This is a genomic window from Actinomadura formosensis NBRC 14204, assembly GCF_001552155.1.
Lineage (GTDB): Bacteria > Actinomycetota > Actinomycetes > Streptosporangiales > Streptosporangiaceae > Spirillospora > Spirillospora formosensis.
In genome coordinates, this window is record NZ_BCQQ01000027.1 from 29,331 (window position 1) to 45,919 (window position 16,589).

Here is a 16,589-nt window from a genome sequence, read left to right on the forward strand (position 1 = left end):
AGCCGAGACGTTCGAGATGCCGGAGCGCCGAGGTGCCCGCCAGCCGCCGCATGAGGGCCTGGGCCGGTGGCATCCGGCGCGCGCTCATCCCCGGGGGTAGTGCTGCGCGGCGCCCTCGGGCAGGACGAGGTACGCCTCGCCGTCGATGATCTCCGCCATGGGCTCGTGGACGACGATCTCCCGCCGCGCGGCCAGCACGTCCGCCACGGTGTCGAACTCGGCCAGCTCCGCCAGCGTCGCGATCGTGGGCGGCAGCATCATCCACTCGCCCTTCAGCGCGCGCTCGGCCGCCTCCTCCGGACGCACCCACGCGACCCGGTCGGCCTCGGTGCTGACGTCCCCGGCCCGCTGCCCCTCCGGCATCGCCGCGACGAAGAAGCGCGTGTCGTAGCGCTTCGGCTCGATCGCCGGGGTGATCCAGTGCGCCCACGGACGCAGCAGGTCCGCGCGCAGGACCAGGCCGCGCCGGGCGAGGAAGTCGCCGAACGACTGGGACCGGTCCAGCAGCGCCCGCCGGTCCGCCTCCCACTCCTCGCCGCGGGTGTCGTCCACGACCGTCTCGCCCGTCGGCCCCGCCAGCAGCACGAGCGTCTCCTCGAACGTCTCCCGGACCGCCGCGCACACCAGCTCCCGGGCCAGCGTCTCGTCCGCGTTGAACGCCGCGCCCCACTCGGCGGGCGGCGGGCCCGACCAGGCCGGCGCCGCCTCGCCGTCACGCGGGTCGACCGAGCCGCCCGGGAAGACGTAGGCGCCCGGCGCGAACGCCATCGACCGGACGCGCCGCAGCAGGAACGCCTGCAGCCCGTGCCGGTCGTGATCGCGGAGCACGACGACCGTCGCGGCGTGCCGCGCGGGCACGGGCTCGGCCCGGCCCGCCCGGATGTCCTCGATCCGCTCCCGGAAGCTCGCCGGCAGCTTCAGCCCGTTCACGATGCTCATGACGGCCCATTCGGGCATACCGAATGGCATTCCGTCAAGCCTCGGGAGCTACTGGACCTCGGCGATGAACTCCACCTCGACGGGCACGTCGCTCGGCAGGACGGCGACGCCCACGGCGCTGCGCGCGTGCTTGCCCGCGTCCCCGAACACCTCGACGAGCAGGTCGCTCGCCCCGTTGATCACCTGCGGCTGGCCGGTGAAGCCGGGGGCGCTCGCGACGAAGCCGACGACCTTCACGATCCGCACGATCCGCGACAGCTCACCGACCTCGGCCTTGAGCGCGGCGATGCCGTTCAGCCCGCAGATCCGCGCCTGCCGGGTGGCCTCCTCCACGCTGACCTCGGCGCCGACCTTCCCGGTGACGCCCAGTTCGCCCTTGACCACCGGAACCTGGCCCGCGGTGTAGACGAGCGAGCCCGTCCGCGCGGTCGGGACGTACGACGCGACCGGCGGGACGACGTCCGGAATCTCGATCCCCAGCTCACGCATCCGCTCTTCGGGCGTGCTCATGACCATTCCTCCTCGTTGAGGTACTGCTCCGTTACGACCGGGCTTCGTTGCAACCGGCTTCGTTGCGACCGGCTTCTAGGACTGGACTTCGCGCTTGAAGTAGGCCACGAGGTTCTCCGGGTTCGGACCCGGCAGGACGGTGACGAGTTCCCACCCGTCCTGGCCCCAGTTGTCAAGGATCTGCTTGGTCGCGTGCACCAGCAGCGGAACGGTCGCGTACTCCCACTTCTTCATGGCGTTCACCCTACTGATTGCCCCGTCGGACCGGCTTCGGGCGGGTCGTCCCGCCGCTCCGCGCGGAGCATCACGCGGCGCAGGAGGTCGGACAGGGTGCGGCGTTCGCCCGGGGTGAGGACGCCGAGGAGACGCTCCTCCTCGGCGCCGACGGTGTCCATCGCGTCCCGCCAGGCGGCGCGGCCCGCGTCGGTCATCTCGACGATGACGCGGCGGCGGTCGGTGGGGGACGGCGTGCGGCGGACGTAGCCGTGGCGTTCCAGCGCGTCCAGCCGGCCGGTGATCGAGTTCGGGGGCATGCCGAGGTCGGCGGCGAGCCGGGACGGCGCGGCGGTGCCGTGCCGTCCCGCGAGCGCGTGCAGCGTGTCGAACTCGTGCCACTGCATGCCGGACGCGGTGAGGGACGCCTCGCGGATCTGCTTGAGATGCCGGACGAAGTGCACCATCCGCGTCACGGCGCCCTCCATGTCGGGATCGAGCTCGGGCAGGATCGGCGTCCACCGCGCCACATGATCATCTGCCCGGTCCCGTGCCGTGTCGCCCATACCGCGATGGTAGTCGGCAACGAATAACTCCTTGCCGAATAGTTCGGTGACGAACTAGATTGCCCGGCATGGCTCACCCACTGCGCAGCCGGGACTTCCGGCTGCTGTTCGGCGCGCGCGTGCTGTCCATGACCGGCGACGCGGCCGTGCCCGCCGCGCTCGCGCTCGCCGTCCTGCGCGCGACCGGCTCCACCGCCGCGCTCGCCCTCGTGCTCGGCTGCGCGATGGTGCCGCGCCTGCTCCTGCTGCCCATCGGCGGCGTCGTCGCCGACCGCCTCGGCACCCGGGGCGTCGCCCTGGCCACCGACCTCGTCAGCGCGGGCGCCCAGCTGTTCGCCGGGCTCGAACTGCTCGGCGGCGAACCGCGGCTGTGGCATCTCGCCGTGACCCAGCTGATCGGCGGGACGGCCGCGGCGTTCCAGGCGCCGACGATCTCGCCCCTGGTCACCGGCACCGTCGAACCGTCCGGGCTGCGGCGGGCCAACGCGCTCATCGGCGCCGCCGGGGGCGCCACCGGCCTCGCCGGGCCCGCCCTCGCCGGGACGTTCGTGCTGACCATCGGCCCCGGCTGGACGTTCCTGCTCGACTCCGCGTCCTTCGCCGCGAGCGCCGTGCTCCTGGCCCTGGCGCACGTCCGGCACGTCCCGCCGCCGAAGCGCTCGCTGCGCGCGGACCTCGCGGAAGGCTGGTCGGAGGTCCGCTCCCGCGACTGGTACTGGACGAGCCTGATCGCGCACGGCGTCTGGAACGGCGCCTCCGCCGTCCTGCTCACCCTCGGGCCCGTCATCGCCGTCGAACGGCTCGGCGGCGAGGGGACGTGGATCGCCACCGTGCAGACCGGCGCCATCGGGCTGCTCGCCGGGGCGCTGCTCGCCGGGCGCGTCCGTCCCCGCCGTCCCGTCCTGGTCGCGAACGCGGGGCTCACCGCCCTGGCCCTGCCCCTCGCGCTGCTGGCGGTCACCGCGCCCGCGCCCCTGGTCATCGGCTCCTACGGGCTGGCGCTGGCCGGTCTCGGCGTCCTGAACCCGACATGGGAGACCGTCGTGCAGAAGAGCATCCCGCGGCAGGCTCTGGCCCGCGTGACGTCCTACGACTGGCTGCTCTCCCTGGCCGCCGCCCCGCTGGGCTACGCGCTCGCCCCCTGGGCGGCGTCCACGTGGGGCGCCTCCGCGCCGCTCATGGCGGCGGCCGTCCTGGTGGGCGCGTCATGCCTGGGCACGGCCGCCGTCCCCGGCGTCCGCCGCCTGACCATGCCGGACACCGCCCACCCGCGGGAGGAGGCGGTGTAGATCAGACGGGCCGGTCCTGGTCGCCCGGCTCCTGGCCGGGCCGGGCACCGGACGCACCGTCGCCGCCCGTGATGCCGCGCTGCTCGCCGGACGGCGCGTCCGAGATCTCCCGCGCGGGCGCCGAACCGTGCTTCGGCTCGTCCAGGCCGATGACCGGCGGGACGTCCTCGACCGGCTCCAGGGTCGAGGGCTGTTCCGCCGCCTTGGCCAGTTCCTCCTCCGCCTTGGCGAGCCGCTCACCGAGGTCGAGCTTGCCGCCCTCGCCTTCCTCGGAGCGTCCGGGACCGCCCGCGGCCCGCTCGAAGAACCGCAGGATCTCGACCGGCAGCGGCATGACCAGCGTGCTGTTCTTCTCGGCGGAGACCTCGACGACCGTCTGCAGCAGGCGCAGCTGGAGGGCCGCCGGATCCTGCGACATGATCTCCGCGGCGGCGGCGAGGCGCTTGGACGCCTGGAACTCGCCGTCCGCGGTGATGATCCGGGCGCGGCGCTCCCGCTCCGCCTCCGCCTGCCGGGCCATCGACCGCTTCATGCCCTCGGGCAGCGAGACGTCCTTGATCTCGACCCGCTCGATCAGGATGCCCCACGGCCCCTCGGTGATCTCGTCGATGATCGCCCGCAGCCGCATGTTGATCTTCTCGCGCTCGCTGAGCAGCTCCTGCATGTCGGCCTGCCCGATCACCGACCGCAGCGACGTCTGCGCCACCTGCGACACCGCGTTGCCGTAGTTGTAGACGTTCACGATCGCCTTCACCGGGTCGATCACCCGGAAGTAGACGACCGCGTCGACGCGGACGCTGACGTTGTCCTGGGTGATGCCCTCCTGCGCCGGCACCCCCATGGTGATCGTCTGCCGGCTGACCTTCTGCATTCGGTCGGCGATCGGCACGATCACCGTCAGGCCGGGTGCGCGCACCGCGCCGGGACGCAGTTGCCCGCCCCGCTGGACCTGGCCGAACCGGAACACGATCCCCTGTTCGTACTGCTGGACGACCCGGACCGACGACGCCAGGGCGATCAGTCCGACCACGACGACGATGAGCAAGATGACGAGGGCCACCGCTTCCATCACGGGCACCTTTCTCGTGTGGACGCCGGGGCCGCAAGCGCCTGGGCTCCGGCAGAACCCTGGACCCTGGAAGATCCAGCCGGAACCGCCCGGGGACGGTTCACGTTTCCCAGCTAACCGCGTGGGCACGCCCGTGTACAACGCCCGCACGAATGATCTTGCGGGAAACCGTGTCAGGGATCACTTGCATAGGGGCCGGAGCCCTCTGAAGTGTTTGCCGAGTGAACGATATGGTCGATTGGGTGAGCGCGAGAGACACCGACTGGGACGGCGTACGCCTCCATGTGGTCACCGGGAAGGGCGGGACGGGCAAGACGACCGTCGCGGCCGCCCTCGCCCTTGCCCTGGCCGCCGGAGGCCGCAAGGTCCTGCTCGTCGAGGTCGAGGGGCGTCAGGGCATCGCCCAGCTCTTCGACTGCCCGCCCCTCCCGTACGAGGAGCGCCGCGTCGCGGTCGCCCCCGACGGCGGGGACGTGTACGCGCTCGCCATCGACACCGAAGAGGCGCTCATCGAGTACCTCGAAATGTTCTACAACCTCAAACGCGCCGGCAAGGCGATGACCAAGCTCGGCATCGTCGACTTCGTCACCACCATCGCCCCCGGCCTGCGCGACGTCATCCTCACCGGCAAGACGTCGGAGGCGGTGCGCCGCAAGAAGAAGGACGGCACGTTCATCTACGACGCCGTCGTGATGGACGCCCCGCCCACCGGCCGCATCACCAAGTTCCTCAACGTGAACGACGAGGTGTCCGGGCTCGCCAAGGTGGGCCCAATCCGCAACCACGCCGACACGGTGATGCAGGTCGTGCGCAGCCCTGAAACCGCTGTGCATTTCGTCACCCTCCTCGAAGAGATGCCCGTCCAGGAGACGATGGACGGAATCCGAGACATCACCGGGGTCGGGCTCCCCGCCGGCGCCGTCATCGTCAACATGGAGCACCAGCCCGTCCTCACCGAGGACGACCTCGCCGCGGCCGCCGCCGGCACCCTGGACACCGACGAGATCATCCGGGGCGTGAAGGCCGCCGGGCTGGAGCACAACGCCGAGTCCATCGCCGCCGAGCTCGCCGCCGAGGCCGGCGACCACGCCCGCCGCACCGCCCTCCAGCGCCGCGAGAAGGAGCGCCTCGACTCCGTCGACCGCCCCCGCTACACCCTCCCGCTGCTCTCGGACGGCATGGACCTCGCGGGCCTCTACGACCTGGCCGCCGCCCTCCGCGCCCAAGGTGCCGCATGACCGCCCCCGCCGACAGCGAACGCGCCGCGCGCACGGCTCCCGCCCAGCACGACAAGGGCTACCGCCCCCACGCGACGGCATACACCGGACGACCGCACTCAGGCCACACCACGTCCCGCAGCGGGACGTTCCTGGGAGTACATGCAGTGATGCGTAGAGAAGCACGGGCTGGGACAGCGACGTTGCAGGGCGTGTCGTGGGTCGCCCTGGCAGAGAAGCACGCCGCCTTCGGCCACGGCACGCCGGACGCTTTCGCGGGTGGACGTGCGGTGAAGGGCCGCGCGGCACGGTCCGGTGGCCCTGTGGAGCGATCCCGGCGGAGCGCAGAGGTGAACCGATGAGCCCGGCCGGCAAGACCCCTCCCGTCCTCGACGTCGACGCCCTCCTCGACGACCCCCGCACGAAGATCATCGTGTGCTGCGGTTCGGGCGGGGTCGGGAAGACGACCACGGCCGCCGCGCTCGGCGTCCGGGCGGCCGAGCGGGGCCGCGACGTCGTCGTCCTCACCGTGGACCCGGCGCGCCGGCTCGCCCAGTCGATGGGCCTGTCCGAGCTCGACAACAGCCCGCGCAAGATCGAGATCGAGGGCGACGGCGAGCTGCACGCCATGATGCTCGACATGAAGCGCACCTTCGACGAGATCGTCGAGGCGCACGCGGACCCGGACCGGGCGAAGCAGATCCTCGCCAACCCCTTCTACCAGTCGCTGTCGTCCAGCCTGTCGGGCACGCAGGAGTACATGGCGATGGAGAAGCTCGGGCAGCTGCACCGCTCCGGCGCCTGGGACCTGATCATCGTGGACACGCCGCCGTCCCGCAACGCCCTCGACTTCCTGGACGCCCCCGAACGCATGGGCCGTTTCCTCGACGGCCGCTTCATGCGGATCCTCGCCGCCCCGGCCAAGACCGGCGGCCGCTTCGGCGTCAAGGTGATCAGCACCGGGTTCGGCATGTTCACCGGCATCATCAACAAGGTCCTCGGCGTCCAGCTGCTCCGCGACGTGCAGACGTTCGTCGCCGCGTTCGACACGATGTTCGGCGGGTTCCGGGAGCGGGCCGAGAAGACGTTCAAGCTGCTGCAGACCCCCGGGACCGCGTTCCTCGTCGTCGCCGCGCCCGAGCCGGACGCGCTCCGCGAGGCGTCCTACTTCGTCGAACGTCTCGCCGAGGAGCGGATGCCGCTCGCCGGGCTCGTGGTCAACCGCGTCCACGAATCCGCGGCCGACTCGCTGTCGGCCGCCCGCAGCCAGGCCGCCGCCGAGAACCTGGAGGAACGCGGCGAGCACGCGCTGACCGCGGCCCTGCTCCGCCTGCACACCGACCGCATGCAGCTCGCCGCCCGCGAGGAACGCCTCCGCGACCACTTCGCGTCCGCGCACCCGACCGTCCCGGCCACGGTGGTCCCCGCCCAGGCCGAGGACGTCCACGACCTTGAGGGCCTGCGCCAGGTGGGCGAAGACCTGGCCGCCCCCACCGCACCCCCATCCGCCGCATGACCTTCATGGTGGACCGTGCTCGATGATGTACCGGCCACGGAAACACCGGCCGGGCGGATGATCGCCGGGTTCGCCGGGCACGCACTGCCGACGAGTACGGGCCGGGGCAAAGCATTCGGCGGAGGCTGATCGCACCGATCGGCGGGCCGAGGAAGCGGACGCCGCCGGCACGCCGCATTCGCCGCCGGACCGGACGATCAGCGAGACGCGGAAAGCGCGGCGACGGCCCACATCGCGAAAGGCGATGCGGGCCTGTCACCACGCTTCTCATTGAGCCCTGCCGGGCCCTGAACCTCTGCCGGACGAGCCGATCACCCGGCCCGAGATCAGCTGGCGACGAGCTCCTGCTCGTCCACCTCGGCCGACCGCTCGTACTCTTCCTTCGCGGTCTCCAGCAGGTCGCGCCACGACCGCACATCCGGCCGCCGCCGCAGCAGAGCCCGGCGCTCACGCTCGGTCATCCCGCCCCAGACACCGAACTCGATCCGGTTGTCGAGGGCGTCAGCGAGACACTCCGTGCGCACTGGGCAGCCGCGGCAGATGAGCTTGGCCCGGTTCTGCGCCGCTCCCTGCACGAACAGGGCATCGGGATCCGCGTTACGGCAGGCGGCGCGCGCGGTCCAATCCGTGATCCACATCTGGCCCCACTCCCCTAGGGTCTGTGTCGATTTGCGCTCCTTGGCCGGACGGGCGCGGACGTCAGGCCGCCAAACGAAAGCCGTGGGGAAGAACTTACGGAAGCGAGAGACGTTTCAACAGCCCCCGATGGGCCCATTCTCGATATAGCCCACCGGGGCCATACCGCCGGAACGGACTAGTTACCTATCGTTGACGCGCCAGACACGGCGCCGGTTGTCCTGATGAGGGCATAACGGACGAACGTTCCACCCCGGCCGGGGTGGAACGCGGCACGCTGGGGACCTGTCCCTAATGCACTGCTCGTCCCCCGTACCCTAGACCACGTGCGCGTTGCGAATATGGATCGGGGCAAGGCCGCCTCCACACTGTTCAGACTGCTCGGTGCCGGGGTGGTGGCGGGCCTCATCGTCGCCCTCATCGCACTGCCGTCCGTCGGCAGCGCAGGGCTCACCGCTCGCGACGCCGCGAACAACTTCGACGACATGGACAGCCAGCTCAAGACGACACCACCGTCCGAGAAGACGGTGATGTACGACGCGAACGGCAAGCAGATCGCCACGTTCTTCGACAAGTACCGCGAGTCCGTCCGGCTCGACCAGGTGAACCCGATCATGCGGCAGGCCATGATCGACATCGAGGACTCGCGGTTCTACCAGCACGGCGCCCTCGACCTGAAGGGCACCGTCCGCGCACTCGCGTCCAACGTCGAATCCGAGCAGACCCAGGGCGGGTCCACGCTCACGCAGCAGTACGTCAAGAACCTCCTGGTCGACAGCGCCCGGACGCAGGAGGAGTACCGCGACGCCACCGCCCCCACGGTCGGCCGCAAGATCCGCGAACTCCGCTTCGCGCTCGACATCGAGCAGCGCATGACCAAGGACCAGATCCTTGAGGGCTACCTCAACATCGCCTACTTCGGTGCAGGCGCGTACGGGGTGCAGGCAGCGGCGAAGCGCTACTTCAGCATTCCCGCGTCCAAACTGAAGCTCGGCCAGGCCGCACTGCTGGCCGGCATCACACAGAACCCGACGGCCTACGACCCCATCCTCAACCCGAAGGACGCCCGGCACCGGCGCGACGTCGTCCTCTACCGGATGGTGCAGCTCGGCCACATCAGCAAGGCGCAGGCCGACGAAGAGGCCGCCAAGCCGATCCGGCTGAACCGCACCGACCCGGTGGGCGGCTGCCAGTCCAGCAAGGCGCCGTACTTCTGCGAGTACGTGAAGTACGACATGCTCAACATCCTGTCGGACGGCAAGTACCGGAAGCTCAAGCCGAAGCAGCAGCAGAACGTCGTCAACGAGCTCAACCGGGGCGGCTACACGATCCGCACCACCCTCGACCTCCAGGACCAGCGCGCCGTCGACAGGGCCCTGCGCCAGACGGTCGCCCCCGGCGGCAACCGCGTCGGCGCCGAGGCGATGGTCGAGCCCGGCACGGGCAAGGTCCGGGCGATGGGCGTGAGCAAGCGGTTCGGCCCGGGCAAGGGCCAGACGACCATCAACCTGGCGGCCGACGCCGCGCACGGCGGCGGCTCCGGCGTGTCGGCGGGCTCGACCTTCAAGGTCTTCACGCTCGCCGCCGCCCTCGACCAGGGCATCCCGGTCAGCACGACGATCAATTCGGGCAACAGCACGACGGTCACCGGGCTCACCACCTGCAAGGGCGACGGAACCGCTCCCTGGAGCCCCGGCAACGCGGACCCGGCCGAGGCGGGCGGTTACAACCTCAAGACCGGCACCTGGCATTCGGTCAACACCTTCTACGCCCAGCTTGAGAAGCGCGTCGGGCTCTGCAACGCGGTCAAGACGGCCGAGAAGTTCGGGATGAAGCGGGCGGACGGCCGCCCCCTGTTCCAGGTGCCCTCGCAGGTCCTCGGCACCAACGAGATCGACATGGTGCACCTCGCCGCCGCGTACGCCGGGTTCGCGGCCCGCGGCAAGTACTGCGCCCCCATCTCGGTGACGGAGGTCATCGACGCCCAGGGCAAGCGGCTGAAGCTCCCCAAGCAGGACTGCCACCAGGCCCTGGACACCGACGTCGCCGACAAGGTGAACTCCATCCTGCAGGGCGTCCTGACCAAGGGCACCGCGCGACGACTCGGCGGCATCGGCAGGCCGGCCGCCGGCAAGACCGGCACCTGTGAAGAGCACTCGTGCGCCGTCTTCGCCGGGCACACCCCCAACCTCGCCGCTGCCGCCGCCTACTGGGACTACCGCGGCCCCTACCGCTACAAGGTCTACGGCGTGTTCGGCGCCGACCAGCCCCTGACGATCTGGTCGCAGAGCCTGCGCGGCGCCCTCGCCGGCAAGCCCGCCCCCGACTTCAACACCCCGTCCCGCGACTTCGGCGACACCACCCGCGTCCCGCAGGTGAAGGGCGCCACGGTCGCCGCCGCCACGGCCAGGCTCCAGGCGGCCGACCTGAAGGTCAAGGTGGCACCCGGGTCCGTCGACTCCGACCAGCCGCGGGGAACGGTCGTATCGACCTCCCCGGACGCCGGCACCGAAGTCCCGCCCGGCACCACCGTCATCCTCTACCTGAGCAGCGGCAAGAAGGGCGACGGGGGCCACGACCAGCCGGGCGGCGGCTGGCCCCCGTGGGGCGGCAACTGACCGCGAAGGGCCCGGCACACGCCGGGCCCTTCCTCATTCCGCGAGCTGCCGCTTGACCTCGGCCGCGACACGCCCGCCCTCGGCACGCCCGGCGACCTTCGGGTTCACGACCTTCATGACCTGCCCCATCGCACGCGGCCCCGCCGCCCCCGTCGCGGCGATCGCGTCCGCCACCAGCGCGGTCAGCTCCTCGTCCGCCAGCTGGGCGGGAAGGTACTCCTCCAGCACCTCGCCCTCGTCCCGCTCCGCCCGCGCCTGCTCCTCGCGTCCCGCGTCACCGAACGCCGTCGCGGCCTCGCGGCGCTTCTTCGCCTCCCGGGTGAGCACCTTGACGACGTCGTCGTCGGACAGCTCACGCGCCCGCTTACCGGCGACCTCCTCGTTCTTCACCGCGGTGAGCGCCATGCGCAGCGTGCGGGTACGCACCTCGTCGCGCGCCTTCATCGCGGACGCGAGGTCGGTCTCCAGCTTCTCCTTCAGGGTCATGCCAACATCATGCCCGTCCCGCACCTTCTGCCTCATCAGGATTACCGCGCGGTGCCCATCTCTGAAAGCATGGACCCCTGAGAAGGGAGAGCCGTGCGAAAGATCTACGCCGTGCCCCTCGGCCTGCTGGGCGCGGGGGCAGCGACCTTCGGGTACGCCTCGGTGATCGAGCGGAACTGGTTCCGCCTCCGCCGCGTCGACGTGCCGGTGCTGCCGCCCGGCCGTCCCCCGGTGAAGATCCTGCACATCTCCGACGCGCACCTCACGCCCGGACGCTCACGCCTCATCCACTGGCTCCGCTCCCTGGACGCCCTTGAGCCCGACCTCGTCGTCAACACCGGCGACTCCCTCTCCCACCGGGACGCGATCGGCCCCTTCCTCGAAGCCCTCGGCCCCCTCCTCGACCGCCCCGGCGTCTTCGTCTACGGCTCCAACGACCTGTACTCCCCGGTCCTGAAGAACCCGCTCCGCTACGTCTGGCGGACGAGCAAGTCCGACTACGAGCGGCACCGCCGCGAACCCGACCTCCCGTACCGCGAACTCGGCTCGTCCCTCCAGGCCGCCGGCTGGCTCGACCTCAACAACCGCATAGGCCGCCTCAAGGTCGGCGAACTGGACGTCGAGTTCGGCGGCATCGACGACTCCCACATCGACCGCGCCCGCTACGACAAGATCGCGGGCCCCGTCGACCCCCAGGCCGACGTCCACCTCGGCGTCATGCACTCCCCCGAACCGCGCAACCTCGACCGCTTCGCCGCGGACGGCTACGACCTCCTCCTCGCCGGCCACACCCACGGCGGCCAGGTCTGCGTCCCCTTCTACGGCGCCCTCGCCACCAACTGCGGCATCGACCGTCCCCGCGTGAAGGGCCTCCACGAACACCGCGGCTCCTGGCTCCACATCTCCGCCGGCCTCGGCACCTCCCCGAAGGCCCCCATGCGCTTCTGCTGCCCGCCCGAGGCATCCCTCCTCACCCTCGTCCCCCGCCACCAAGAGGCACCATGACCACCCCTAAATAGGGACGCAGCACCCTCTGGCATCCGCTAGAGTGGTCTAGGCGCCGGGAGCACGTACGATCTCCCGGGCAGCCGCCACCGGGGTGTAGCGCAGCTTGGCAGCGCGCTTCGTTCGGGACGAAGAGGTCGTGGGTTCAAATCCCGCCACCCCGACAGAAACCGCCAGCTCAGAGGCCGGTTCTCCGCACAGGAGACCGGCCTCAAGATCTTTCAGCCGTACTCCGTCCTCGCCGAGACGTACACCCTGGTCACGTGGATCATGGTCAGGCCGGACGACCCGCTCGGCTGGATCGCCGCTGACCGAGCCCGCATCTTGCCACCGCATCCGGCGGCCCACTCGTGGTCGGCGAAGCAGCTCACAACCTCACCGTGCCGGCACGCCGCGCAGACTGGCGCACCTAGGCAGCACGGATAGCGATGGACACGGCCGAGGACGAGATGGTGCAAGCCCACGACCCGCCCACGTCGGCGGCTTCAGCCCTTTCACCACCGGGCAGCCAGATAAATTTGAATCAGCTCACTATTCAGTGTCGATCTCGGAGCCGCCATGGTCGCTCGGTTCAACGGTCGCCGCCATGGTCTCGATGAAGCGCCATTCCTGTTTCGCCAACTCAGCGCCGCGCATGCTGATGAACTCTTCATCGCTGCCCGAAGCCAGAAGCTTGAGGGCCTCTCTGGAGATCCCGAGTATTCCGAAAGCCTGTGCCCTTCCCAGGCTTGCGATCATATAGTCCTTCGAGTTCATCCCTGGATTGGGTTCCAGGACGACACGGTTGGCCGGATGCGAGCCGTTGGACAGCCCAGCCTTGTTGGAGACACGCCGGAAGGCGGCCGTGTCGAGCCGCCGGATCACATCGATCGCCTGGTATTCCGCACCCGTCACGCTGTGACGTACAGGGAACTTCCGCAACTCCCAGAGCAGATAGGCCCGAACCCGCGCGCTCCGCAGGTCGAACTTTTCGGGAAACGGCCGGGGGCGTTGATCGGCAAAGTCGAACATCCCCTGCCCACCTGCGAAGTGGGCCAGTTCCTTCCTCTCCGTCGCGAAGGCCCGCATGTCCTGAATGGACTGCCTGCTCGTTGTCGAGTTCATGCTGGCGAACTGCCCGGACCACGATGTGATCCAGAACCATCGGATGAGCCCGTCGATCTGCTCGTCGGAGGGATCCGGGCAGAGGTGGAAGAACAGTGCCAAGAGCATGAGCTGGTAGTTGTACGGGATGAGACGGGCCAGCGGAACCCCTACCCGCTCGCGGAGGAAATCCACCGCAAGGGACAGGGCCAGGTCGGCGTCCTCCACCGCCTGCGAGACCCTGCCCTCCACTCTCCGAGCCAGCACGTCCCAGCGTGCGCCCGTGACCTCCTCCTCACCTGCGACGGCCAGCACGGCACGAAAGCCGGTCGTGGAGTTGATCTCTCCAAAGCCCTCCTCGGCGATGCGCTCCAGGATCGTGTCGATGCGGTTGGCTAGGCTCTCCTCTCCTCCGCCTTTGTAGGTCAGCGCCGACACCATCTGGTCGGGGCTCATCGCCTGCCCCTTGCTGTTGACCCGGGAGAACACCTCCACTGCCTGGGCAAGGTTCCCGCCCAGCAGGGTCACAACTGAGACTTTGTACGACTTGATGCGCTGGGCGACCTGCTCGGCCTCTTCGACCAGCTCGTCATATCTCTGACCATCGTAACTGCCGGCGAGGGTACGGGCGTAGGCAAGGAAATCGAGGGTTCTTCGGACGGAGCTCACCGGCAAATAGTTGGGCGGGGGCGGCCCGGCTTTCTTCCAATGAACATAGCGGTTGGCTCGCGTGTCTCCCTGCCCCAGAATGCGGTAGATCCGCCATAGCCAAGGCGCTGAGTCGTCCTCCGCAACGGTCTTGCCGACCTCGGTGAGGTAAAGGCAGGAATAGAGGGTTGACAGCCGCTGGTGTCCATCCAGCACGTAGGTGACGACCTCGCGTGGAGCGGTGGGGACGGGTAGGCCGCCCACATGGTCAAGGCTTTCCAGTTCCAGCCCCGTCTCCCAGAACAGCAAGGCGCCGATCGGATAGCCCCGCTCAATGCTGTCGAACAGATCGAGCATCTGATCGGGGCGCCAGACGAAGGGACGCTGGAACTTCGGGATCCGCAGTTGGCCTTTATGGACTTCGGCAAGGTAGGTCTCCAGCAAGTTGACGTCCGGGCGGACGCCGATCTCGCCGCCGGTCCCCTCGTAGTCGCTGGAACCGGCAAGTCCGTGCTGGTTTTCTTGGATGGCCATGACCTTTTCCTAAAGGATCCGTTGCACCAGGTCGAGGATCGCGCGCAGTTCATCGCACACGTCCGGGCCGAGCGCGGTGAAGTCGGTCTCCTTCAGGTGGCCGGCCTCGGCCTCGCGCAGGAGAACCTGCATGAGCCCGTCACCGAACCCCAGCCGAAGCCCGACTCGGGCTGACTCCGGTACAGAACGATAGAGCTTCTGCTGCTCAGGGCGGATCTCGTATCCCTGTCCCCGACGGTCGGCGAACCCCTTCTTCATGTCGAAGTGGGCTCGCTGCTCATGGGAGAGCACCTTCAGATGCGCGATCCGCTCGGTCAGCGGAACGTTCCGCGGCTCGGGCACGGAAGCCGCGGCCAAGACCCGATTAGGCACATAGTTTTCGATTTCCCGGAAGCACAGGATGTGTCCGAAGATACCCGCATCGCGAAGCTCGCCGACAGCCGCCTCGTGCTTGGAGGGCTCGCCGGGAGTCATGCGGTCGCTGTCGAGTAAGAACGTCACCCGGCACGTCCGTTTGAAGTCCTCGCGCTCGTTCCGCGCGACCTTGGGGACCTCGCCGCTGCCCCCACCCTGGACGAACTTCAGCCAGCCGCGCTCCTTCGCCGCGACGACTCTCCCCGCACCGAGGACGTGGGCGATGGCCAGCACGAACGCGCCATCCCCCGCCCCGTTCTCCAAGACGAGCCGGGCGGCCGAACCGAGATCGTGAACGTCGTCGGCCAGGCTCTCGCGGGTGACCTGGACGCCGGGCCGACGGGACGAATCGGGCGCCCAGAAACCGCTGACCTGGCTCTTCCTGGCCAGGTCGCCCCAAATCCCGGCCCGGGTCGGAGCATGCCGCCGGAAGTACTCTTCCACGAAATCGATATGGCGAATGTCCACGACCCACTCATGGCGCGTCTCGGTAAAATATAAGATCAGCGTGACGAGGCATTCATAGCCCTCCTCAGTGAAGGCATCGGGGAGGATTTCAACTCTCATCGCGCCCCCTGGCGAACTGGGCTTCGGCAATACTCTTGGTCTCCTCGAAATCCTCAGAGAAGACTCCGCTGGGCCAGTAGTCCAAGTTGCCGAGTTCGTCGATCTCGATTCGGCGGGCATATGAGGCGCCGTCCTGATGATCCACGAAGTAGACCGCTACGTCCTCGGGGGTTATTTTCTTCTCCGCGATTCGTCGGCGAAGTCGGAGCAGCAGGGTCTCGCTGTGCGTCTCGATGAGGAATCGTACGCGTTGCGCGGCCGCCGCAATGAAAAGATCGGCGAGCAGGGCATGGAAGGCGGGGTGGAGGTGCAACTCCGGCTCTTCGATCACCTGGAGGGTTTCGCGCCGGGGCTCGACGACCATGTCCTGAGCGCGCTGTACGAGGAGGGGAAGGACCTGTGCCACGCCGGTACCGGAGTCAAGGAGGTTCACCATGAGATCCGGATCCGTGCTGGAGCGCAGATTCACGGCGTAGACCGGACCCTGCGGTTCGACCTCCAGGCTCCAGCCCATCAAACTGTCACCGAGCAGCGCGTTGACATGGTTGATCAGCGCCCGATCGCCCCGGACGTAGTCATTGACGAGCATTCCCGTCGCATTCTCTCCTCCGGAGCCGACCTCGGTGGCCGTTCGAGAAGGAAGCCGAGTGAGGCGTGAGGGACGCTGTCGATAGGGACCCAGGTAGCGGACGAGGCCGACTCCTCGGACGATGAAGTGGCAAACATCTTCCAGCTCCCGGTCGAAATAATCGCGTAACATACTTCGCGGAATGAGTCCTTTGAATTGCACCGGCCGAATCTCGGGAAGCCATTGCCCCAACGCTATGTTGTAGACATTACCGCCTTCATCGGGCTCCCATTCGAATCGACCACGCCATCCCTCCGATTCGATCTCCAGTTCGCGCACGAATTGAGTCTTCTTTTCGTCCACGTTTTGAATCGTCGCTTTGACGTCCACCGTCTGCCCATTGAATTCAGTGGTCAGTTCGAGCCCGAGTGGGCGGTGTACGTTGCGCCCGTAGACCAGATCCAGGAACTCCGGTGGATCGTCTCCGAGCGCGTCGAGATCAAGGGGAAGATCCGAATCGGTACGAATTCCCGTTTCGAGGATCAATGGAAGGCGGGTAAGGGCGCTCTTGCCGGAGTTGTTCTTGCCGAGGATGACGGTGATCGGCCGGAGTTCGATCTCCTGCCGTTCTTTGAACGAGCGGTAGTTCTCCACCGCCATGCGCAGCAGTGCCATGCGGCTCACTCTAACGATGGACGGCCTGGTGCCGTC

At 68.8% G+C, this 16,589-nt stretch carries 16 protein-coding genes and 1 tRNA gene; 6 read left to right on the top strand and 11 right to left on the bottom strand.

Going from position 1 to position 16,589, the window contains the following annotated elements; all coding sequences use genetic code 11:
• Positions 1 to 84 precede the first annotated feature (84 nt).
• The 4 genes from AF1_RS09805 to AF1_RS09815 all read right to left on the bottom strand — a co-directional run bounded on the left by AF1_RS09805 (position 85) and on the right by AF1_RS09815 (position 2,228).
• Positions 85 to 939, bottom strand: a complete 855-nt coding sequence (locus tag AF1_RS09805) for an NUDIX hydrolase (RefSeq protein ID WP_084262724.1) — start codon at positions 937 to 939, stop codon at positions 85 to 87.
• A gap of 48 nt (positions 940 to 987) precedes the next feature.
• Complete coding sequence (locus tag AF1_RS09810; protein WP_067795529.1) at positions 988 to 1,449, bottom strand: RidA family protein; 462 nt, start codon at positions 1,447 to 1,449, stop codon at positions 988 to 990.
• 75 nt (positions 1,450 to 1,524) lie between these two features.
• Entirely contained in the window at positions 1,525 to 1,683 is a 159-nt protein-coding gene (locus tag AF1_RS34210) for a DUF4177 domain-containing protein (protein WP_021591512.1), read from the bottom strand.
• A 5-nt stretch (positions 1,684 to 1,688) separates the two neighbouring features.
• Positions 1,689 to 2,228, bottom strand: a complete 540-nt coding sequence (locus AF1_RS09815) for a MarR family winged helix-turn-helix transcriptional regulator (protein WP_067795445.1) — start codon at positions 2,226 to 2,228, stop codon at positions 1,689 to 1,691.
• A 68-nt stretch (positions 2,229 to 2,296) separates the two neighbouring features.
• Here AF1_RS09815 and AF1_RS09820 point away from each other — a divergent pair, with 68 nt between their 5' ends.
• Positions 2,297 to 3,517 carry an MFS transporter gene (locus AF1_RS09820; protein ID WP_067795447.1) on the top strand — a complete coding sequence of 407 codons (1,221 nt, stop codon included), beginning with the start codon at positions 2,297 to 2,299 and terminating at the stop codon, positions 3,515 to 3,517.
• Between the two features lies 1 nt (position 3,518).
• Here AF1_RS09820 and AF1_RS09825 read toward each other — a convergent pair whose 3' ends face one another.
• On the bottom strand, positions 3,519 to 4,586 hold the full coding sequence (locus tag AF1_RS09825) for a slipin family protein (protein ID WP_067795449.1): 1,068 nt from the start codon (positions 4,584 to 4,586) through the stop codon (positions 3,519 to 3,521).
• 242 nt (positions 4,587 to 4,828) lie between these two features.
• Here AF1_RS09825 and AF1_RS09830 point away from each other — a divergent pair, with 242 nt between their 5' ends.
• On the top strand, positions 4,829 to 5,824 hold the full coding sequence (locus tag AF1_RS09830) for an ArsA-related P-loop ATPase (protein ID WP_084262726.1): 996 nt from the start codon (positions 4,829 to 4,831) through the stop codon (positions 5,822 to 5,824).
• 337 nt (positions 5,825 to 6,161) lie between these two features.
• Positions 6,162 to 7,319: an ArsA family ATPase gene (locus AF1_RS09835; RefSeq protein WP_067795455.1), complete on the top strand. Its 1,158-nt coding sequence runs from the start codon at positions 6,162 to 6,164 to the stop codon at positions 7,317 to 7,319.
• A 326-nt stretch (positions 7,320 to 7,645) separates the two neighbouring features.
• Here AF1_RS09835 and AF1_RS09840 read toward each other — a convergent pair whose 3' ends face one another.
• A complete protein-coding gene (locus AF1_RS09840) occupies positions 7,646 to 7,957 on the bottom strand; it encodes a WhiB family transcriptional regulator (RefSeq protein WP_067795458.1) in 312 nt (103 codons plus the stop codon).
• 324 nt (positions 7,958 to 8,281) lie between these two features.
• Between AF1_RS09840 and AF1_RS09845 the strand changes: the two genes are divergently transcribed.
• Entirely contained in the window at positions 8,282 to 10,573 is a 2,292-nt protein-coding gene (locus tag AF1_RS09845; protein ID WP_131732368.1) for a transglycosylase domain-containing protein, read from the top strand.
• A gap of 33 nt (positions 10,574 to 10,606) precedes the next feature.
• On the opposite strand, the gene AF1_RS09850 is transcribed toward AF1_RS09845, so the two are convergent.
• Complete coding sequence (locus AF1_RS09850; RefSeq protein ID WP_067795465.1) at positions 10,607 to 11,059, bottom strand: GatB/YqeY domain-containing protein; 453 nt, start codon at positions 11,057 to 11,059, stop codon at positions 10,607 to 10,609.
• A gap of 93 nt (positions 11,060 to 11,152) precedes the next feature.
• On the opposite strand from AF1_RS09850, the gene AF1_RS09855 reads away from it, so the two are divergent.
• A complete protein-coding gene (locus AF1_RS09855; RefSeq protein WP_067795472.1) occupies positions 11,153 to 12,064 on the top strand; it encodes a metallophosphoesterase in 912 nt (303 codons plus the stop codon).
• A gap of 90 nt (positions 12,065 to 12,154) precedes the next feature.
• Positions 12,155 to 12,228, top strand: a tRNA-Pro gene (locus AF1_RS09860).
• Positions 12,229 to 12,285: 57 nt separating this feature from the next.
• Here the strand turns inward: AF1_RS09860 and AF1_RS34215 are convergent.
• The 4 genes from AF1_RS34215 to AF1_RS33145 form a co-directional block, all read right to left on the bottom strand.
• Positions 12,286 to 12,435: a hypothetical protein gene (locus AF1_RS34215; RefSeq protein WP_157419163.1), complete on the bottom strand. Its 150-nt coding sequence runs from the start codon at positions 12,433 to 12,435 to the stop codon at positions 12,286 to 12,288.
• A 160-nt stretch (positions 12,436 to 12,595) separates the two neighbouring features.
• Entirely contained in the window at positions 12,596 to 14,329 is a 1,734-nt protein-coding gene (locus tag AF1_RS09865; RefSeq protein WP_067795476.1) for a DUF262 domain-containing protein, read from the bottom strand.
• Between the two features lie 9 nt (positions 14,330 to 14,338).
• Positions 14,339 to 15,310 carry a hypothetical protein gene (locus tag AF1_RS09870; RefSeq protein ID WP_067795479.1) on the bottom strand — a complete coding sequence of 324 codons (972 nt, stop codon included), beginning with the start codon at positions 15,308 to 15,310 and terminating at the stop codon, positions 14,339 to 14,341.
• Positions 15,300 to 16,553, bottom strand: a complete 1,254-nt coding sequence (locus AF1_RS33145) for an AAA family ATPase (protein ID WP_084262716.1) — start codon at positions 16,551 to 16,553, stop codon at positions 15,300 to 15,302. Before AF1_RS33145 ends, AF1_RS09870 begins: the two co-directional genes overlap by 11 nt.
• Positions 16,554 to 16,589: the final 36 nt, after the last annotated feature.